The organism is Microvirga sp. KLBC 81, from assembly GCF_003075415.1.
Lineage (GTDB): Bacteria > Pseudomonadota > Alphaproteobacteria > Rhizobiales > Beijerinckiaceae > Microvirga.
On the sequence record NZ_QDAH01000056.1, the window covers coordinates 1 to 21,301 of the forward strand.

Annotated in this window: 10 protein-coding genes; 9 read left to right on the forward strand and 1 reads right to left on the reverse strand. The window is 57.3% G+C overall.

From position 1 onward, the window contains the following. Positions 1 to 141: 141 nt before the first annotated feature. A complete protein-coding gene (locus DC522_RS24435) occupies positions 142 to 3,018 on the reverse strand; it encodes a right-handed parallel beta-helix repeat-containing protein (RefSeq protein WP_116531210.1) in 2,877 nt (958 codons plus the stop codon). A gap of 610 nt (positions 3,019 to 3,628) precedes the next feature. Here DC522_RS24435 and DC522_RS24440 point away from each other — a divergent pair. The 9 genes from DC522_RS24440 to DC522_RS24480 all read left to right on the forward strand — a co-directional run bounded on the left by DC522_RS24440 (position 3,629) and on the right by DC522_RS24480 (position 21,279). Next, positions 3,629 to 5,002 (forward strand): nucleotide sugar dehydrogenase, encoded by a 1,374-nt coding sequence (locus DC522_RS24440; protein ID WP_305777714.1) that lies wholly within the window; start codon positions 3,629 to 3,631, stop codon positions 5,000 to 5,002. Beyond that, positions 4,920 to 6,521, forward strand: coding sequence for a glycosyltransferase (locus DC522_RS24445; RefSeq protein WP_116531212.1), 1,602 nt, complete (start codon positions 4,920 to 4,922; stop codon positions 6,519 to 6,521). Before DC522_RS24440 ends, DC522_RS24445 begins: the two co-directional genes overlap by 83 nt. 29 nt (positions 6,522 to 6,550) lie before the next feature. Continuing rightward, complete coding sequence (locus tag DC522_RS24450; RefSeq protein ID WP_165820289.1) at positions 6,551 to 7,753, forward strand: PilZ domain-containing protein; 1,203 nt, start codon at positions 6,551 to 6,553, stop codon at positions 7,751 to 7,753. A gap of 60 nt (positions 7,754 to 7,813) precedes the next feature. Next, the gene (locus DC522_RS24455; RefSeq protein ID WP_116531214.1) at positions 7,814 to 9,232 is read left to right on the forward strand and encodes a mannose-1-phosphate guanylyltransferase/mannose-6-phosphate isomerase; all 1,419 of its coding nucleotides are present in this window, start codon (positions 7,814 to 7,816) and stop codon (positions 9,230 to 9,232) included. Further along, entirely contained in the window at positions 9,210 to 12,935 is a 3,726-nt protein-coding gene (locus DC522_RS24460) for a right-handed parallel beta-helix repeat-containing protein (RefSeq protein ID WP_116531215.1), read from the forward strand. The genes DC522_RS24455 and DC522_RS24460 overlap by 23 nt, the downstream gene beginning before the upstream one ends. A gap of 8 nt (positions 12,936 to 12,943) precedes the next feature. After that, positions 12,944 to 14,044 carry an alginate lyase family protein gene (locus DC522_RS24465; RefSeq protein WP_116531216.1) on the forward strand — a complete coding sequence of 367 codons (1,101 nt, stop codon included), beginning with the start codon at positions 12,944 to 12,946 and terminating at the stop codon, positions 14,042 to 14,044. Further along, on the forward strand, positions 14,041 to 16,971 hold the full coding sequence (locus DC522_RS24470) for a tetratricopeptide repeat protein (RefSeq protein ID WP_165820290.1): 2,931 nt from the start codon (positions 14,041 to 14,043) through the stop codon (positions 16,969 to 16,971). The genes DC522_RS24465 and DC522_RS24470 overlap by 4 nt, the downstream gene beginning before the upstream one ends. A 220-nt stretch (positions 16,972 to 17,191) precedes the next feature. After that, positions 17,192 to 19,873 carry a tetratricopeptide repeat protein gene (locus tag DC522_RS24475; protein ID WP_165820291.1) on the forward strand — a complete coding sequence of 894 codons (2,682 nt, stop codon included), beginning with the start codon at positions 17,192 to 17,194 and terminating at the stop codon, positions 19,871 to 19,873. 71 nt (positions 19,874 to 19,944) lie between these two features. After that, complete coding sequence (locus tag DC522_RS24480; protein ID WP_165820292.1) at positions 19,945 to 21,279, forward strand: SEL1-like repeat protein; 1,335 nt, start codon at positions 19,945 to 19,947, stop codon at positions 21,277 to 21,279. Positions 21,280 to 21,301: the final 22 nt, after the last annotated feature.

A 21,301-nucleotide genomic window follows, 5' to 3' on the forward strand; every position in this document is an offset into this window, starting at 1 on the left:
CCGAACGCCTTCGCCCAACAAACTCATCAAGCCCGGAAAGTTGCATAGGTCGTGGATCACATATGGCGGCAGGTCCACGGCAGGCCGCCCTCACGGCAAGGGTGGCTCCAGGGTTCGGGAGCCACCCTCGTGAGGTACTATTTAGACAATGAGGAAATCGGCGCTGCCGATCGTTTTGTTAGTGCCAATATTGGCGAAGACAACCCTGCCGCCTGCAGCGTTACCGTTGGAATCGTACCACAGATCGCCTGTGGTTGTGCTGTAGCCAACATAATCATTCGCGTCTTTGGCACCAGATCCTAGGGTGAAGTTGGCGGAACTCATCGCTCCTGTATATGTCAACGCCTTGAAGACATTGTTCTCTAGCTTGATAGTATCGGATACGGCATTGAAGTCGGTGATCGTGTCCTTGTTGTACCAGGTGCTTGGAGTCGTGTTGAATGAGAACGTATCACTCCCCGGTCCTCCGGTCAGGTTATCGTTACCCGCGCCACCGTTCAGCGTATCATTGCCGGCTCCACCTGCGAGTGTGTTTCGGGCTGCATTACCTGAGAGTACGTTGCTGAGGCTGTTGCCTGTCAGAGAGATCGCAGAACTGCCGGTGGCATAAAGCCTTTCGACATAGGCCGAGAGGCTATAGTCTACGCTTGTCCGAATGTAGTCGGAGCTACCCCCTGTCGAAGTTTCTATGACGATGTCGCCGATATTGTCGACGTAATAAAGGTCGTTGCCGCTGCCACCTTTCATCTGATCGGCGCCTCCAGCCCCGTTGAGAACGTTGTTGTAGACGTTGCCGGTCAGAATGTTAGACAAAGCGTTTCCTGTTCCACGTGCTGCTGATCCGGTCAGGATCAGGTTCTCAGCATTCGAGGTCAGGGTATAGTTGATGCTGCTGTATACGGTATCGATGCCACCCAAGCTCCCGGTGCTCTTCTCGACGACAAGATCGCCGATGATGCTGACATAATAAACGTCGTTGCCATCGCCCCCTTCCATGGAGTCAGCACCCGCACCACCATTGAGGGTATCGTGACCAGCTCCACCTTTAAGCGTATTTGAAGCGGAGTTGCCGGTGATCTTATTGTTGAACTCGTTGCCGGTCAGAATGAGGCTGCCTGTTCCTATCGCTCTGATGTTCTCAACATTTGCTGATAAAGTGTAGTTCACAGAGGTGAGGACCTGATCCGCAATGCCTCCTTCGGAAGCTTCCACAACAAGGTCGCCACTGTCGTCGACATAATAGCTGTCGTTGCCGAGACCTCCTTCCATTCGGTCTTCGCCAGCCAGTCCATCAAGAACATTGTTAAGATCGTTGCCGATCAGACTATTTCCTGATCCTGTATTGCCTTTGGCTGTGATAGCCGATCCCGTCAGGATAAGCCTCTCAACCGCGCTGGAAAGGGCATAATCAACGCTGCTGTAGACCGTATCGATGCCACCGAGGCCTTGATTGGTTTTCTCAACGACGACATCTTTGGTACTGCCTACGTAATAAGTATCGTCACCGTCGCCACCTTCAAGCGTGTCAGCGCCGGCGCCACCATAAAGCGTGTCATTCCCGCCATGGCTCTTGAGAACGTTGTTGGCGGTGTTGCCCGTCAGTCGGTTATTAGAGGCATTCCCGTAACCATTGATGACGTTAGTGCCCATCAAAGTCAGATGCTCGACGTTCTCGGCGAGCGTGTATGTGATGAAGGATTTGACATGATCGTCATCGCCTTCGCCAGCCTGTTCGACAACCTTATCGCCGGAGTGATTGACCGTGTAAGTGTCGTTTCCGGCGAGGCCTTGCATATTATCGCCATCTTTGGTTCCCTCGATGATGTCATCGCCAGAACCGCCATGCCGAATGTATCCGGGTACGGAAACATCCCCGGATTCCATCCCGGTGATCGTGTTGCCGCTTACGACTGTCCCCGTGGTCCCGCCGGCAAGGTTGCTGGATTCCTCGCGAACACCGAAGCGGGCGTTAACAGCGCCTTCGGAGTGGATATTGTTGTTCAGGATCTGCGTGTTTGTCGAATAATAGGTCTGGCCCGTAACGGCACTATCCACTCGGAGGCGGATCTGGATCTCGTCATAGGTGTTATGGGCTTCCTTCGAGTTGCCGTAGATATCGCTGTTCTGGACGATGGTATCGGTCGACCCCTCGATTCTGATGCCTTGGCGCAGATTGTCGTGAACCTTGACACCGTCGATCGTCACATCGTCCGAGAGTTTGACGAGAATGCCTTCCTTCGTATTACCGTAATACTCGCCTCCGATGACCTGAATATCGTTGACCCAAGAAAGGGGAGATCCATCCTCCGGTGGCACGTCGCCGCGTTGGATGGTCAGGCCAGCCGATCCGTTCAAATAGGCTTTGTTGTTCTCAAGAGTGAGCTGCGTCGTGGCGTTCTGGATGTTGAAGCCATGGCGATCATTGTCATAGGACACGTTGTTCCTGTAGGTGCCCCCGACAACAGCATCGGCCACAAAACCGTCGAGGCCGTTCCCATGAGCAACGCAGTTCTCAATTGTCACATTCGTAGTGACTTCGTGCGGATTGAAGCCGTATGCCGTGCAGTTCTTGATCTCAACGCTTGTGAGCGTAATGTCGGATTGGATCTTCCCTTCATCAGCCTTCGCACCGCAGATGAAGCCGGCTTGATGTCCAGTATTATTGGTGCGGTTGCCATCGATCGTGAGGTTGGAGACTGAAACGTCTGAAACGTCTGTCAGAGCGGTACGCACAATCCCATTGATTCTGTAATTGAACCCATCGACGAGCCGGATGACGGTCTCGCCCATCCCTTCGCCGACGAGCGCAACACCAGAAAGCAGTTCGATAGGACCTTTGGAGGGATTGGCTGGATCGCCTGTGACTGCATAAGTCCCGGCCGCTAGTTTGACGGTAACCTGGCCAGCTCCAGGATTCTTCATGTACTCGATGTTGGCGTCTCTGATGGCTGTAGCGATGGCAGCCATGTCCTTCTGAGCGTTTCCGGTAGGCGCGGCAACGGTGATAACTGTGGGCATTTATTACGATCCCTTGCTGAATACTCCTGATATAGCGAAGGACAATTTTCTATCGATTGCGCGTTGGAAGTAGCTCCTTAGTGCGGCTCGGCCACGGAGAGCTGAGGTGTGCTTGTCCTCGACACAAAAACACTGCTCTCAAAGATGTTATTGAGTGTGCAAATCTGTTCTTGAAAATTCTGCAAAAGCCAAGGAACTGCTGCTCGAAGGGTCGTTCTAAATTAAAATTCTGGAAAAATAATTTTTGTCTTTTCAATGCCTTGATTTTTCTACGAAAACGAAAAAGGCGCCGTCTATCGACTATAATCCGATAGGTAAAGTTTCTAAGAAACTTGTCGATGTTGCACTGCAGAAGGGTGGTAAGTTTTCCTCCTTCCCGTAAGCGACTCAGAATAAGAACATCTGCACAACGGGCGGGGGTCTTGCCTTATCGTGAGGCAATATGTGGCAAGGTTTAAGCATAGTTTTTCGAGAAATGCTTTGCCGAGAAAGGTTTCAAAATCTTTCGAGTTAAATCAATCCTTGGTGGGAGTAGTTCCCCAGTTAACCCCTCGGGGGTATCTCCACAGCCGAAATAGTGACGAGAAAACGCAGGTGCCGAGAGTATCTATTGGGCTGTGCCGGCGCCTCTTCTTGCGCCTCGATATCACTGTTGTTCATCGGGAACAGCCTAATGCAAATCAGTGTCTTTGGAATTGGCTATGTAGGAGCCGTATCGGCCGCATGCTTGGCCAATGATGGCCATAATGTCATTGCCGTTGATCCAAACCCGCAGAAAGTTGAACCTCTGAATGCAGGCGTCAGCCCGATTGTCGAACCGGGTCTTGACGGATTGATCCAGGATGGAATCCGCAACAAGCGTCTGAAAGCTACCAATGACGTCCGTGATGCTATTCAAAGCTCTGACCTCTCGTTTGTTTGCGTAGGCACGCCGTCTCGGCCGAATGGATCGCTCGATACAGGCTTTGTTACCGCGGCTGCGGAGGAGATCGGCGCTGCTATCCGAGAGAAGAATTCCTTCCACTCTGTCGTTATGCGCTCGACCATTCTGCCAGGTACGATGGAAAGCATCATCCTCCCGGCGCTGGAGCGGGCATCGGGGCGCCAGGCCGGTGTCGGCTTCGGTGTAGCTTATTATCCCGAGTTCTTGCGAGAGAGCACTGCGATTGCAGATTACTACGATCCCGGTGCCATCATTTTCGGACGCCACGACCAGGCAACAGTCGACCGTCTGTTGGAATTACATAAGATCTTCAAGGTGGAGCCAAGGATCGTATCGATCCGCACGGCCGAAGCGGTGAAGTATACGAACAATGCCTGGCATGCACTGAAGATCAGCTTTGCCAACGAGATCGGCAATATCTGCAAGGCGGCTGGTATCGATGGTCATACCGTCATGGATGTTCTGTGTGCGGATACGCGCCTCAACATTTCCAAGGCGTACCTCAAGCCTGGTTTCGCTTTTGGCGGATCGTGCCTGCCCAAGGATCTGCGGGCACTGCGCTTTGCGGCGCGCAGGCTCGAGGTGCCGACGCCTGTTCTCGATGCAACTATGGAGGCGAATGAAGAGCAGTTGCGCCGCGCCTATTCCATGGTGGTTGCGACAGGAAAGCGACGCATCGGCATCATAGGCTTAAGCTTCAAGCCGGAGACGGACGATCTGCGCGAGAGCCCGCTCGTGGAGCTTGCCGAGCGTCTCTTCGGCCGTGGCTACGACATTCGGATTTATGACCCGAATATTCAGGTCTCGAAGCTCACCGGTGCCAATCTGCAGTTTGTACGTTCTCATCTGCCGCATCTCGCGACACTGCTGACGGCGAACATCGATGAAGTGGTCGATCACGCCGAAGTCTTTGTTCTCGGAAATCGTGCTGAAGCGACGCGCTTGATGGACGTCGTTGATGACGGTCGTCCGCTCATCGACCTCGTTCGTATCAATCAGACAAGGTGTTCAGGTGATTTCTATCAGGGCATCTGCTGGTAGTCCCAGCAGTACCCGGCTCTCGGAGTCGGTATGGGCACATCTGCTCTATGTCGTTGCCGTAGCGGCCTTCGCTGCCGAATTGCCGGCGGAAGCCTACGGCATGATCGGCGGCGGCTTCATCGGTACGGTCGGCTTTCTGGCGATTTGGCGCTACGGGTGGGGAGGGCTGCACTTTGCCCGTGCGCTGGTCTACCGAAAGACGGTATTCCCGCATATGCGGGAGGCAGCGGATGCGCTCGTTACTCACGAAGCCCTTAACGCCTATCTGCTCGTGACGACCTTCCGGATCGACTCGGCCGTCACAAGGCGCGTCTATAAGGCAGCCTTCGAAGCTGCTCTTGCCGCTCCGGGAAAAGTGACCGTCGTTGCCTCTATTGTCGAGACAGCTGATCAGAGACTGGTGAAGGCAATTTTCCGCAGCCTCTGCTCGGACCAGGACAAAGTTGATTTGGTGGTGGTCAGAATTGCCGGTACAGGCAAGCGCGATGCACTTGCATATGGTTTCAGAGCCATTGCCCGTCGGTGCCCGTCCGAGGATGATGTTGTCGCTGTCATCGACGGTGACAGCATCATTCCACGGGATCTTATTCAGAAGTGTGCTGGCTTCTTTCAGCTAGATCCTCAAGTCGGCGCACTCACTACGGATGAGATCAGTGAAGTTCGAGGCCGACGCATTTTCCAGGAATGGTACGCGCTTCGCTTCGCCCAACGCCACACGCTCATGTCTTCCATGGGACTGTCGGAACGGGTTCTTACGTTGACCGGCCGTATGGCCATGTTCCGAGCCAGCATCGTCAGCGATCCAGATTTTATCCGCCAAGTGGAGCTGGACTACATCGATCATTGGCGGCTGGGACGCTTCAAATTTCTGACCGGCGACGACAAATCGAGCTGGTTCTGGTTGCTCCGGAACGGCTACAAGATGATCTACGTCCCCGATGTCGTGGTTCTGACTGTGGAAGATCCGCCGACTGACAACTTCATTTCGGCGGCCGCCATGCTCATGATACGTTGGTTCGGGAATATGCTGCGCACCAACGCGCGGGCCTTGGCGGTGGGACCGAAGAAAATCGGTTGGTTCACTTGGTGGGCCATCCTGGACCAGCGCATATCGATGTGGACATCCCTTGTTGGGTTTGCAGTGGCGATGATCGCCACCTTCTTTGTCAGCGGATATGCATTCCTCCTCTATGCACTCTGGATTCTCACGTCACGTTACGTGTTGACCCTTTCACTTCTCACGTCGCGCTCACGGGTATCCGTGTTCTACCCGTTTCTTCTCTACTTCAATCAGATCTTCGGATCGCTGATGAAGGTCCACATCACGTTTCGCTTGGATCGCCAGAAATGGACGCGTCAGAAGACGACCTCGGGAGCACGGAGCGCAAAGCGCCCTCTTGTCGCGAGCGACTTCATGTCGACCTACATGCACACTCTTTCTCTGGGCGCATTCCTCGCTCTTTTGGCGTGGAGCGTCGACGTGCTCCCAACACCTAGGGCCCTGCTGTTCTTCCCTTAAATCGCGCTTTCTTCATGGAGAAACACAATATGTCGACGATTACGCATGAAGCTGAGGTTCAACGCCAGCATCCGCGTTATCGCCTGCCCATGAGGTGCCTTCATGGTGGAACGCCCGTCTCTGTCATTGATCTATCGGTCGGCGGCATAGGCGTCAGAACTGGCGTAATCGATGCTCGCCCCGGTGACATTGTTGAGCTTGTATTGATCTTCCCGTTCAACGGGTATGAGTTGACTCTGCAGGTGAGGACAGAGGTTCGTTACGTGAACCAGGATCAGAGCCGGATCGGTATGCGGTTCGTGGATGTCTCTCCGCGCCAGCACAATCTCCTTCGCTTCGTTCTCGATGCATATCTCTCAGGCGAAGTAGTGGAGGCCGGGGACGTGCTCGATGTCGTCTCAAGGCGAAATGAGGGGAAGACACGCGAAGTGCCCCAGCGTCCCAAGCCCCAGGGCTTAGTTGCCAATGTTGCCTACCACGGACGCAGCATCGCAGGATACGGGGCCATTATGGGCGCCACGCTTTTGCTTCTCGGCTTCATTGGCATGGGCGTGTTCCAGAAGATGTACATGATCCCGGCGCAGTCGGCCTTGATCACAGCGGATCTTGTCACGGTTCCGGCTCCCTCGAGTGGCCAATTGACCTTCGTTGCCGCGGGCAATGAAGTGCAGGCAGGCGAACCGCTTCTGACGATCCAAGGCCCACAAGGCAGCAGCAGCATCGTTATTGACAGCCCCTGTGACTGCATCGTCCAAGCTCGTTACAACCGCCCGTCGAGCTTTGTTCGCGAGGGGGCACCAATCCTCGTCCTCCGTGAGAAAACAAGCACCCCCTATATCACGGCCAGCATTCCACAGAGCGACGTTCTGCGCTTCTACCGGGGCGCCAGAGCGGTTGTTGAATATGCTGATGGAACGCTTGTGCGCGACGTGGGAATTGAGCCCCTGCCAACCTACTCCGATGCGGACGCCAGCGCGGGTCGTTTCCTCGTGAAACTGTCTCCTGGGCGGGAGTTGGAAGATACGGCGATTGGGCAACCCGTCTCCGTCATCTTCGATACTTTCTCGGGATCTACGCTCGGCACGGCAGCCGGCAAGGTGAATGCCAGCGTGAGCTGGGCCGGAGCGAAAATCGCCTCGCTCTTCCGTTCGAGTGACAAGCAGGATGACGCACAGCAAGCGGCCAAAAAACCTGAGACTTCCGGCGACAAGCGCATCGCCACTCTCAAATGAGAGCTCGACTAATGCTGGGATAATGCCTGCGCAGCACAAGGAATATTCTGGAGATTGATCATGGATAACATCATTCCGGTTCTGATGTGTGGAGGTGCCGGAACTCGCCTTTGGCCGGTTTCGCGCGCCAGCGAGCCCAAACAGTTTCACGTGCTATCAGGTGAAAGAAGCCTCTTCCAGCAAACTGTTCAGCGGTTCAGCACTGAGCTTTATGCAGAGCCACTTATCATCGTGAACAACACTCACCGTGATCTTGCATTACGTGAGATCTGCGAGTTGAAATCTGGTCCCGTTCGTTTGCTCGTCGAGCCATCGGTCCGGAGCACGGCGCCGGCAATTGCTGCGGCCGCCGCCTTGATCGCGGAGGAAGATCCTGACCGCCTGATGCTGGTTGCTCCCAGTGATCACCTGATCGAACAGGCGGAAGTCTTCTCAGACGCCGTCGCTCAGGCTGCTCAGGCCGCCCGCCAAGGACAGATCGTTCTCTTCGGTATTCGGCCGACACATGCCGAGACAGGGTTTGGATACATCGAAGTCGGCGAGTTCTTCGATGACGTAAGCTGCCGGGTTGCTGGCTTTGTCGAGAAACCGAAGCGGACCATTGCTGAAGCGCTCCTCTCAGGAGGGCGCCACCTCTGGAACAGCGGCATCTTTATGTTCACTGCACGCACCATTATGGAAGAGCTGCAGGAATATGCTCCCGATGTGATTAATTGTGCTCGGCGAGCTGTGACGATGGCTCACCGCAGCAACGATACCATCCGTCTTTCTGCCGATTTCGAGACAGCCCCTGCGGTCTCGATCGATTATGCTGTGATGGAGAAGAGCGCACGCCTCGTCTGCGTGCCCGTGTCGCCTAACTGGCGCGATCTCGGTTCCTGGTCAGCTCTTTGGGATGTGGGCTCAAAGGACGGTAATGGAAATGTCGCCCGGGGTGACACTATTCTCCACGATGTGCGCAATAGCTATGTGCATGGTAACTCACGACTCGTTGCTGTCATGGGAGTCGAAAAGATCGTTGTCGTCGACACTGCGGATGCAGTTCTCGTAGGATCGCTCGATCAGGCGCAGAATGTGGGGCGCCTTGCGAGCGAACTGGCAGCGGTGCGGCGGCCCGAGGCCAACCTGCATCGCAAGGTCCGCAGGCCCTGGGGATCATACGAGTCTCTTCGCGTCGGTGAGGGGTTCCAGGTCAAGCACATCATTGTTGATGTCGCAGGGCGCTTGTCGCTTCAGTATCACCACCATCGCTCCGAACATTGGACGGTCGTCTCCGGAACGGCACGTGTCACGGTCGGCGATAGGATCTTCGTGATGACGGCGAATGAGTCCGTCTACATTCCAAAGGGAGACGTCCATCGTTTGGAGAATATCGGCGACGACGAACTGCATCTGATCGAAGTGCAGTGCGGAACGTATCTTGGCGAGGACGATATCGTGCGCCTGGAGGATCAGTATGATCGCATTATTGCGAGCTGATCGCTGCCTCTCGGTATCTGCCGCATTTATCTCATTGATTCTGAGCTCAGGAATCTGGGCTCAGGAGCCCAATGAGGTATCACGTCTCGCTGAAGAAGCCCGCCAAGCCTTTCTTTCTGCCGAGCAGGGGGCTGGACCGAAGAAGGCAGGGTTTTACCAGGTTGCTTTGGCCCGCATTCAGCTTCTCGAGAAGTTTGCAGGACCGGAGAATTCTGGTTCTGCCGATTTGCGGGACGGTGCGCGTGCGGAACTCGTTCGCCTTGCCGATGACGGGTTGAGCCATGACATGCTGGGTGCACTCCTGCTGCAGGCGTCCCTGGCTGATCTCACGGCCAACCAGACGAGCATCGACCGGATCGAACTCGGCGTGACGCTTCACCAGCTCGCCAGCGCACAGCGGGCTCCGGAGTACAGGTCTGCAGCCTTCATCGAGATCGGGCAGGCTTACAGCAGGATTGGTGTGCAGGATCGTGCTTTGCGCTATGCCACTCTTGCTCTCGATACAGCGAAAGCGATTTCTGGGGCGGGAGAGCAATCGGGAGCTTATAATGCGGTCTCCCGTCTTGCCGCCAATCTTGGTCCAACGGGGGTTTCGCTTGCGGAACGCGCCATCGCTCTTATCCCACGTCCTCGGGATCGGGCTTATGCCCGGCGTGATCTTGCTCTCGCAAAGCTGAAAGGCACTCCATGGCAGAAGGCCTCGAAAGATCAACTGGAGGCCGAGGTCCTCAAACGTCTTGGTGCAGGAGATCTCGGAGGAAGTCTGCACCTTGCCCTGACTCTTCCCAGCAGCGAGAGGCAAGAGAATCTTCTATCCGATCTCCTGACTGCTGCACTCGAGCGGCAGGATTTCGAGGCAGCTGCCGCGACCGCTCAGAGCTTCTTCAATCCCAGTGATCAGCAAAAGGCACTCGCCTTGATCGTGAAAGAGCAGATCATTAAGGGTGTTTCCTTGCAGTCGGCAAGTCTCCTCGAGACGATGCAGGACAGCGCAGCGAAAGTTACGGCACAGCTAACCGTGGCGAGTGAGATGGAGCGGGCCGGCTATGGCAACATGGCCGAGCAGATGTTCTCTCAAGCACTGCAAGGTGCTGACAAGGCGGATCAAGCCGCGCAAGCCATGATTTGGCCCGAAGCAGTCCGAGCCTTGACGCGCGCCGATCGATTTGACGATGCGTTGGACTACGCCAAGCGTTTAGAGCCTCGCTCGGAAACGTCCGCGGCCTTGGGAGATCTGGCCAAGCGCCTTGCCGAAAACAGCCGTTTCACGGATGCTGAGCGTTTGCTGCCTCAGATCCAGCACAAGGATGATCGTTCTCATGCACTGAGCGGAATCGGCCGGGCAAAGGCTCAAGCGGGCGATGTAGCTGGGGCTTTGCAGATCGTCGGAGAGCTCACTGATCCGGAAGACAGCGGACGTGTCCTTTCAGCCGTCGCCAAGGCCCATTCCCAATCAGGTAAGTTCGCTGATGCGGCTAATCTCACCAGACGGATCGAGGACAAGAAGTACCAAGTCGAATCCTGGGTTGAGATCGCGCGTCAGGCGAGCAAGAAAAAGGAAGCGGAGACTGGCGAACAGGCCCTCAGCGAGGCAATTCGGATTGCTGAGGCTCAGGAGAAGCTCGATCGGGACAGGGCATATTACACAATCGTAAAGTCTCTTGCTGATCTCGGGGACAAGGCTCGCGCGGGTGAACTGAAGCAACGTATCATTGATGACAAGTTCCGCGCACGCGCTGACGAAGCAATCGCCAAAGCGGATGCCAAACAGGCTGTTGAACAGAAGAAGCGGAGCAGCCTGCCAGACGCTGTTCTGAAGCGCAGCTTCAGTCAGGTGATGAGCGATCAGGATAAGCAGGAGATCGCGCTGGACCTCGTTAGTCTGCCGAGCGGCATCGTCCTCGCATCTGACCTGATCCGGTCCATCAGGGACGATCGGGTGCGTGGCGCCGCCTTCCGCCGTCTTGCCGAGGCGCAGGTGACCGCTGTGTCTAGCCCCGACAAGGACGATACGGGAGACGTTGTCGATCCCGTGGAGAGTTTGCCGCCGGACCCTTCCGCGGAGAATGAGCTCGGGCATGAGAGGCGAACCCGTCGAGGCCTCGTTCTTGCGCAGGTCGGGAATGAGTTAGACACCTCCAGTCGTTCTCCATTGCCGCAGAGTTTTGCTACGGCCGCTGACGTCCGCACCATTGTCCCTTGGCCTTCAGGGGCTGTCGCCGGTGTAACATTTGCGAACTACAATCTCTATATCTCCAAATTTCTGGACGAGGGCCCAAGCGGGGATGCCCGTATTGAACAAGCGGTTCGCTACCAGGGAACTCCGACGCCGCGCATCGTTGTGGTTCAATCCGGTATCGCAACTTTGGGGATGATCGCCCGCCAGCTGCGAGGGACACAGGATCAGGACCTGATTGCTATCGATGGCGATGTCCTCACTCTCCGCGCGCCGGTCTTCGTGGCCCCAGGGGCTCGCCTCGTTCTGTCGCGTCTGGATATGCCCACTTATCGCTTCAGCGCAAATGCAGGGGCGTTCATTGCCAGTGCAGGTGAGCTTCACGTCGTGGATGCAGATATTATAGGTTACGATGAAAAGACAGGTCAGCCCGCCTGGTCTGACATGGGCAAGGTTCACGAGTTTCGCCCCTTCCTCTTGAGCTGGGGCGACGGACGCATGAACGTGGCGGGGTCAGTGTTGACCGCGCTGGGGTACGAGAACTCCAAGTCCTTCGGGCTTTCCTTTTCATCGGGCCCAATCCGCGTTGCTGAACTACGCGACCAAGCACATGCGACCGGATATGTGGTCGACAATGTGTTCCGCAACTCACATTTCGGTTTCTACTCATATGAAGCCGAGAACATTCACATTATCGGCAACGAGTATGTCGACAACGTCATCTATGGCCTCGATCCTCACGACCGCACACGCAAGCTGATCATCGCCTTCAATACGACCTATGGGACAAAGGCCAAGCACGGCATCATTATCTCGCGTGAGGTGGATGAGAGCTGGATCATCGGCAACCTGACTTTCGACAACGTCGGATCCGGGATCATGCTCGATCGAGACAGCTCCAACAACGTCATTCACGCCAATGCTGCCTTCAACAATGCTCAGGACGGCATCACGCTTTTCGAGAGTTCCTGCAATCTGATGACCAACAACCATCTTCTCGCCAACAAGAGGGATGGCTTGAAGGTTCGAAATAGTTTCGACATTGGCGCCTATGACAATCGGATCGAGGAAAACGGAGGCGCAGGGGTCAATGCCTATGTGGCGAATCTCCTCGAAACGAAGAGTGGTGAAACGCGGGACTTCAGACTTGATCCCTATGACGCTGTAACGAGTATTTCCCTAAGGCGTAATCGGTTTTCGTCCAATAGGGTCGGCATCAATGCCCAGGGTGCTTCCGGCATTGCTATGTTCTCCAACAAGTTCGTGAAGCAATCCCGCCGTCTTTTCGGTGGCGACTTGCGTGGGTTGGAAGGACAGGTTCTGCAAACTTCCTCCAAGACCAGCACTTTAATTGCAAGCGCTTGCCGCCCCGTACGGCCTGCCGTTGCCTGTTTCCTGCGCGAGAAGGGATACTTCGAGGGCGGGGCTGACATACACATCTTCGACCCGCAGGGCAAAGCGGATTGCACGACGACGGATGGCAGTGTGCAGCAGCAGGCTTTCTCCAACACATCTCAAGGCACTTAGAGGCCGGCATGAAGCGCATTTTTGCCTTTCTGATTTTGAACCTTCTGGCTGCGGGGCCTTCCTATGCCCAAGTAAAACCGGTTGGTGTCTTTGACGTGGAGCAGCGTCGCGCCGCTCTCTCGCAGCCGGCCTTTGCCGGTATCCGCGCAGCCTGCCTTGCCATACCACGTGACGCGTCGTGGAATGGGCTCAAACCGATCATGGGCCTTAAAGCGACCGAAGGTTATGGGACGGATGGTGCTGCCAACGATTATGCCTGGGCCGTCATGGTGCTGACAGGTCGTGCACTTGCAGGCGACGCGGCCTCCGAAACTGCTTTGCGCGACCTATTGCTCACCTGGTCAAAGGCGAATGCCTTTGCGCAGACGGAAGTAGAAAACGATGCCTACTATGCTCTGAAGCGTGTGCTCCTGCCGACCGTGGTCGGTTACTCAGTCATCCAGCGCAGTCTGGACGATGAGCAACGGCGGGTTGTTGCCGGCTGGATCGATCCTCTTGTTCGCAAGGTCGATTACAATTTTGACGGGTCCGTTGACCATAACAATCATCGTTACCTAACTGATAGCGTGTTGATGACTTGGGGAGCGGTGACAGGCGATGACCGTCTCTATGCCAAAGGCATTGATCGGTATCGCACCATTCTGTCGGATGGACGGGCTGACGGGAGCCTGCCTCTTGAAACCCGTAGGGGTGCTCGCGCCCTGTGGTATATGCGTCAATCCCTCTCCAGCATGGCGGTCATGGCAGAAACTGCAGCGATGAGAGGAACGGATCTTTACGGATTGAATGAAGGCGGAATCACCTTCGACCGCATCCTTTCCTACACGCTCAACGGCATCACGGAACCAAATGTGGTTCTGGCCTATGCTTCGGAAAATTACATTCCGGGGGACGAGTCCGACTTCCGGAAGCCCGACCTCGGCTTCCTGGCAAAACGTAGCCATGGCCGCCACTACATGGCGTGGGCGGAGGCGATTGTTTCCCGCGATCGCGCAGGCCTTGCAACGCGCAGACTCAAAGCCCTGTTTATGCGGAGCCTCAAGAACGAGCGGCCACTCATCGATGAGTTTGCCGGCGGCAATGCGACATGCATTTGGGGGCGCGGATGACGAAAGGCTTCTGGCTCAGCACCCTTCTGACAGCCACCGCTCTTCTGGCCCTCGGGCCGGCATGGCCCCAGACTGCGCCCGATACGCAAATGCATCATGGCTTCCGGGCAAGCATGGAGCAGATTGAGAGATTACGCCAGCGCCAGGATCAGGAGGCCTTTGTCGAGCAGGCGAAGATCCTCCAATCTGGCCTGCCGATCAGCGAAACCAACCCCTTACGCAAAGCACAGCCGGATGAAGCCGAGCGCCTTCTGGAACGCGCCCTTGCCAATCCGGGTCCTCATTGGGCATCAGCTGCCGTCCGGCGCGCCAAGATGCTGCTGAATCGCGATAAGGGGAGAGCCTCGAGCGAACGTGCCGCCGAGCTCCTGCGCCGTGCGGCCGCCATGCAGAACCGCGAGGCGGCATATCTGTTGGCAGGGCTGATGGAAACCGGCACCGGCGTCCCTCAGGATATTGCAGCTGCAAAGGGCTTGTATCAGGTAGCACTGCGTTTGGGGCATGGTCCAGCGGGTCTGGCCCTCGCAAGGCTTGAGAGCGATGCCACAAAAGTAAATGTCTTCGCCAGCCAAGGGTTGAGACTTCTCTTCCAGGATGCGAGGCAGGGATCTGCGGATGCTGCCAGGACACTCGCGGATCATTATCGCGCAACCAGTGACAGTGAGCCTGATCGTCTGGGTGTCGCGCTTGAATGGTATCGACGTGCCTCGGATCTCGGCGATCCGGAGGCATCCCTGCGCCTGGGCCGGATGAGACTGGACTCCAAAACCGCTCTTTATCAGCCGCAGGAGGCGCGGTCTGCTTTCGAGAAGGCAGCCAATGGCGGTTTGGTGGAGGCAGCACTCGCGCTGGCGGAGGATTCATACAAGGGAGGTGCGCTCGGAGTTCCATCGAACGAGGGGGAGCTCTGGCTGAACAGGGCTCTCGAAACCAAGGAAGCGCGTGCGCTTTTGCTCGGGGCTGAAATCTACAGCCAGCAGGGGAGCGAGGGGCGCGAGAAGGCGAAAATGCTTCTGACTGAAGCCCTGCAGAATGTTGATGACGACCCCGGAGTGCTTGTTGGTCTCGGCAGGGAGCTTCGCAACGGTGACCTCATTGAGCGTGACCTGCCGCTGGCCATCACGCTGTTCGATCGAGCCGCGATGCAGGACAACACCACGGCGTCCTACGAATATGCGCGCACGGTTCTCTCTTATCCTGATGCCACCACTGAACCTATGCGCAAGACGGCCATAGCGCGACTTCAAGCTGCAGCAGAGTTTGGGCATGTGAAAGCAGCGATCAGTCTAGGTGACGCTCTTCTGAACGGGAATGGTGTTGCGCCCTCTGCTTCAGAGGCTGTGCGCTGGTACGAGAAGGCTGCCGCAGGTGGGGCCACGATGGCATTGATCCGCCTTGGCGATTATTACGCCTTGCATTCCGATGGCGTGGAAATTTCCCGTGCGCTGGAATGGTACCGGAAAGCTGCCGACGCGAACATCTCGACTGCAATGATACGCCTCGGCCGCATGTATAACGAGGGCCGGGGAGTTCCGCAGGATTATGCACTTGCCGCCACTTGGTTCAGCCGTGCCGCAGCGGCAGGCAGCGGCCCTGCCATGATGGAGCTGAGCGCCCTCTACTCTCGCGCGGGCGGACCGGGCCATTTCAATCTTGCTCGGGACGTTCTTGAAACGGCAGTGCGGGCCGGGGACATGCGTGCTTCCATTGCCTTGGCGAAACTCTATCTCGCACGGGGCGAGCGGGCCCTTGCGGAAACCGCCTTGAGAAAGATCGCGGATGCTGGGGATACCGAAGCTGCTCTGCAGCTTGCCGAGCTGTACCTAAGTGGAGGCGCTGATCAAATCCATCAGGCTCGCCGGTGGCTTTCGGCTGCGGAGAAGGCAGCTTCCGGAAACGACAGAATGATGGTCCGCATTGCGCTTCTGCAGATGAAGGATCTCGTCACGGCGCAGCACGGTGCTACTATTCTTGAGTCTCTCGCCCGCAAGAACAACACGGAGGCGATGACCAGCTTTGCTCAGGCCCTGATGGAAGGCGTAGGCATTCAGCCCGATGCAAACAGGGCTGAAGCCTTGCTCCAGCGGGCCATTCAGCTCGGAAACGACAATGCGCGCTTCGTGCTCGCGAAGGCTTACAGAGAAGGGAATGGAATCGAGAAGAATCCCGCGCGGGCCGTTGCTCTCTATCGTGAAATCTACAATGACGAGCCCGGCGACACGAAGGTCCTGCTTGCCTTGGGCGACGCCTACGTTCGAGGAGAGGGCGTTACCCGGGATAGAGCTCTGGCGACTCAGTTTTACGCCCTGGCTGCACAAAATGGCGATCCTGAAGGAAAGATGCACCTCGGCATGGCCTATCTGTATGGGGGCGGGGTTCCTCATGATGGTGCCAAGGCTGAGCGTCTTCTCGCGCAGGCAGGAGATGCCAATCTGGTAATGGCCAGGCTCCAGCTCGGAGATGCAAAGGCTTCGGGCATGGGAGCCGCAATCGACCCTGAAGGTGCTTTCGCTTCATACCTGCGCACTGCGGAAAGCGGATCGCCCGAGGCCATGATCGAAGTCGCGCGGGCACTCAAGAAAGGGTTCGGCACGCAAAGAGATCCGGCTCTTGCCCTGTCCTGGCTCGAACGGGCGGCCCGCATGGGATCGCAGGGGGCGATGTACGAGCTCTATCGCATGAATGCATTGGCGACAGACGCAAAGCCGCAGGAGGCTGAACGGTGGCTCCTTCAGGCTGCTCAGAATGGTCATCCTGCCGCCATGTACCATCTGGCCCTGCGCTACCGTCCGCCATCGCCTGACCAGAACAGCATTGATGGAAATGAGTGGCTCGCCAAGGCGGCGCAGGCCGGCCACTGGCAGGCCATCAAGGCGATCCGCAAAAAGAAGCTGCCCGAACCCGGGGAAAGTGATGACGATGAATAAGCAATACGAACGAAACGTCAGGCCCGGGCTGATGGGAGATTGCATGATGCGCAAGCTTGCTAGGTTCGCCGATCTTTGCCTCACGAGCCGAAACAGGGTCACTGCAGGAGTTGTCGTTGCTGTGTCCCTCACGGGTCTCATCGAATACCCAACTGCTGTTCATGCTCAAACGGTAGCACCACGCTCACTGGCCCCAACAACAGATTTCAGCAAGCTCTGCGTGGCTCCTCCGAAACTCTCTCTCAAGCGAGACTGGAAGAAGTGGGACAGGTCCCAAGGGACAGGCGATCTCGAGGAAATGTATGACGCCGCCCTGCTGTATGCGGACGGCGCACCGCAGATTCCGCGTGATCCGGCCACGGCGAGAAAGCTCCTTGAGGAATTGTCCGGACGGACTTGGCCCGGAAAGGGAAGGGCTCTCTATCGCTTAGGGAAATTGATGCTTGATCCTGCCGCGGGACCTGTGAACTCTGAGCGGGCGGCATCACTGTTCGCGTCTGCCGCCTCCATGTTGCACATGGATGCAGCGGTGCAGCTGGCACGCCTTCACGAACAGGGCCGTATCGCGGGTGCTGACATCAAGGAGGCGGAGCGGCTTCTGCGCACTGCTTCTGCTGCTGGTAATGTCGACGGTGTGATCGGTCTGGCGAGGCTTCAGCGCAGCGGCCGTGTCGGCCTAGTGCAGCAAGCCGCCACGGATGATCTGGTCAAGCTTGGGCTTCTCATCCTGTATGGTGATCTAGGGCGTGGAAAGTGCAGCTCGCTTTACGAGATTGGCACGATCCTAGCTGATGAGACGCTTGTTCCAGGAGGTTTGCCTGAAGCCATGAAATGGTTCGAAGCGGCTGCACGGCAGGGGGATTATCGGGGCGATTTGGCGTTGGCCGAGATTTATATTCAAGGACGAGCCAAGGCAACGCCCAACGTAGTCGCTAGGCATCTCACCAGGGCTGCAGATGCAGGCTACGCTCAAGCCATGACGTCCTTAGGCGAGCATCTTCTGCGGGGAGATGCCGTTCCCAAGGATTTGCCTAAAGCAGTTGCGTGGCTGGAGAAGGCCGGCACTTATTCCGATGTTGATGCTTATAAGATTCTGGCCAGGCATTATCGTGGCGAGTTCGGCTCGCCTCCCGATCTTCCGAAAGCCGCAGAGGCGTTGTCGCGTGCAGCCGCACTGCCAGGGCACAGTGCCAGCGTTCTTGTCTCGCTCGCTCGTCTCCACGTTGCCGGTATTCAAGGCAAACCGGATATCAAGACTGCGCTTTCGCTCTACCGCAAGGCGGCAGATCGGGGTGAACCTTCCGGGCTGACGGAGCTTGCGAAGCTCCTCCTCGCGCGCCCTCAAGATGCGAATGGAGCCGATGTTCTGGGCCTCCTTAGAGAGGCCGCCGATCGCGGCAGCCCTGAAGCCATGGGGGTTCTTTCCGACCTGTATGAATGCAGCGCGATCGTAGCTCCGGATGCTGACCAGGCTCGCGCTTGGTTGACGCGCGCAGCCGCGGCGGGACATGCGCGCAGCATAGCGGCGCTCGGTACGCAGGCGAATGCCGATCCTGCTGTTTCGCGGCAGAACATGGAGGCTCTCATTCGTTCCGCGGAGAAGGGGGATCGAGAGAGCATGGTGCTCCTGTCTTTTGCCTACCGAACGGGGCAGGGCATTGACGAGAATGAGCAGCAGGCGATCAAATGGCTTTCTGCTGCCCTGGCTCCCGGTGAGGAGCGGGTCCGTGCTCAACTCCTCCTGGCTCGCAAGCTCCTGGACGGTAAGAATACGCACCGTGACGAAGCTGGTGCTCGCGCTCTCCTCGAAGAGGTTGCGCGGGGTGGTGATGCGAGTGCGACATTCGAGCTAGGACGTCTTCTGCTGTCACCCAGCCACACGGACAAGGCTGAGCGCGCCCGCGGCTTGATGCTGCTTCAGAAAGCGGCATCCTCCGGCAACGCCGCCGCGATGTTTGTATTGGCGGAGCAGACAGACGATGAGCTTCGCTCCACGGGCAAGACAGCGCTGGATTGGAAAAGAGCCGCGGCAGAAGCCGGAAGCTCTCGTGCAGCGATCGCTCTTGCCGCACTTGCCAGGGATTCGTCCGAGGCTTCGGTATGGATAGCACGGGCTGAATCGCTTCCTGTCTGTTCGGCTCGTGATATGGTGGAGCTTGCGCAGGTTCAGTCTCGGGTGAATGGCGTTCAAGGCACTGAACGGGCCCGCATGTGGCTCCAGCGTGCGATCAACGACATTCAGCTCAACGAACCGGATGCCGCAACGCTGTTCCTGATCGGGCGTGTCATGCTCGATGGCACAGGCGGTCAGACCGATAAACAAGCCGCTCTGCAGTATCTCAAGCGCTCTGCCGAGGCCGGAAAAGTAGAGGCCATGCGGTTCCTTGGCCGCAACTATGCCTCCGGAGCTTTCGGCGATGGTAATATCGGTCCTGCCATCGAATGGCTTGCCAAGGCGTTGCGTGGCGGCGACGAGGGAGCGGCAACCGATCTCGCGCGACTGGCCGGCAGTTCCGAAACGAATGCAGCACCCGCCATCGCAGCGCTGAAGGAACTGGCTGAGGCCGGTTCCGTGCCAGCCATGCGTGAGTTCGGGCGCAGCCTTCAGTTCGGCTTTGGAGTCGAGGCGGATCCCGAGCAGGGAGCGAACTGGCTGCGCAAGGCTGCCGAGGCAGGCGACATCATCGCCATGAAAGAACTCTCTCGCGCCTATGCATCCGGTTATGGAGTCGAGCTGTCGGCCAGTGCCAGCACGGATTGGTTGCTGCGCGCCGCCAATGCCGGTGACGCGGAGGCCATGTATGGCGTCAGCCTTGCCATGACCCTCGGTTTTGGAACCGAAGTGAACGCCGAGGCCGCGCAAAAGTGGCTCACCACAGCCGAGACCGCTGCACGGAAATGAACGATGGATACAGCTTGGTGTCGGGAATGAGAGATCTTGATAGCCGAGGATGAATGCAAAGGAGAAGTCGAATGATCGGAACAAGTCACATCTTGCTCCTGAGCTGCCTCATCACAAGCACTGTGATTGCCGCACCTGCAAAGCAGGAGCAGATGGTGCCTGAAGTACCCGCCTCTGCCCCTGCAGGTCCCAGCGCTGCACAGTTGAAAGCAATGTCCACGGCGCGCCTTCTCAGGCTCGGGCAGGCTGCATTGACGGCCAAGATCGACGCTCCAGCCTTCGCAACAGGGCTTGAGGCGTTGAAGATCGCATCGTCGCGGGGTGATCGCATTGCAACGCGGCTCCTGGCGAAGGTCATAGCGCGCCATGAGGTTGCCATTGCAAGCAACGGACGCTCCAAACTTGAGAGCAGGTTGAGATATGAAGCACTCCGCGGCGCATCCAGCTCCGTGCTGGCTGTTGCGGGTATGTATGATCGTGGCGATGGTGTGCCAGCGGATACGAAGAAAGCCGCCGAGTGGTACCTGTGGGCCGCGCGGGTCGGCAACCGCCGGGCCATGGCTCATGTGGCCTATGCCTATGGCACGGGCCGTGGCGTGGAGCGCAACGAGGAAGCTGCTTTGAAATGGCTTGAGGATGTGAATGCCGGCCGCAGCCGCATGACTCTCGTGGAGATTGGCTGGGCGCTGGCCGCCGGCACCGAAGGCCCTGCAGATATGCCTGCGGCTCTGCGATTTTTCGAGAGGGCCGCACAGATCAGCCCGAACGTAGTCTACAAGGTTGCAATGGATCTGGAGCGTGGAACCAACGGTGTTCAGGATCGCGAAGCGGCTGGCCACTTGATCCGGGTTGCTGCGGAGCGTGGCGACAGTGCCGCCGCGACGCACCTCGCGAATATGCTCGCCGGCAGTGATAAATTGGAAGACCAGCGCCAGGCCGTGCAGTGGTACAGCCTTGCTGCTTTGGACAGTGAGAACGCAGCCGCAGGACAGGGGCTTTCGCGCCTTCTGGCGCTTCGCCCGAAAAGCGATCTGGTGCCGAGCATCATCACTGGCTTGGAGAAGGCAGCAGAGGCAGGCAATCGTGAGGCGCTGATCGGTCTGGCGCAGGCCTTTAGCGAAGGAACGGGCGTTGAGGCCTCGTCCGAGCGGGCCGCGAGCCTGCTTCAGCAGGCTGCCGATGCGGGCATTCCCGAAGCGAAATACAGGCTCGGCCTCATGTACAAGTCGGGTATTGGCGTCGATATGGACATGGACAAGGCCATTGCGCTGATGAGCAGTGCTCAGGAAAGTGGATTCCCTTTAGCGGCCGTTGCGCTGAGTTCCATGATGGAGCCTTCCGCCACCAGCTCGGTTTCAGAGCCTGAGGTGCCGAAGACGGAAGGGGCTCTGACGGAAGCCAAGTGAAGACTGCTCCTGTCGCCTCAAC

Excerpts from the sequence above, each read along its gene's own strand:
- DC522_RS24435 (WP_116531210.1), bottom strand. The coding sequence starts at position 3,018 with ATGCCCACAGTTATCACCGTTGCCGCGCCTACCGGAAACGCTCAGAAG.
- DC522_RS24445 (WP_116531212.1), top strand. The coding sequence starts at position 4,920 with ATGACGGTCGTCCGCTCATCGACCTCGTTCGTATCAATCAGACAAGGT.
- DC522_RS24450 (WP_165820289.1), top strand. The coding sequence starts at position 6,551 with ATGTCGACGATTACGCATGAAGCTGAGGTTCAACGCCAGCATCCGCGT.
- DC522_RS24455 (WP_116531214.1), top strand. The coding sequence starts at position 7,814 with ATGGATAACATCATTCCGGTTCTGATGTGTGGAGGTGCCGGAACTCGC.
- DC522_RS24460 (WP_116531215.1), top strand. The coding sequence starts at position 9,210 with ATGATCGCATTATTGCGAGCTGATCGCTGCCTCTCGGTATCTGCCGCA.
- DC522_RS24465 (WP_116531216.1), top strand. The coding sequence starts at position 12,944 with ATGAAGCGCATTTTTGCCTTTCTGATTTTGAACCTTCTGGCTGCGGGG.
- DC522_RS24470 (WP_165820290.1), top strand. The coding sequence starts at position 14,041 with ATGACGAAAGGCTTCTGGCTCAGCACCCTTCTGACAGCCACCGCTCTT.
- DC522_RS24480 (WP_165820292.1), top strand. The coding sequence starts at position 19,945 with ATGATCGGAACAAGTCACATCTTGCTCCTGAGCTGCCTCATCACAAGC.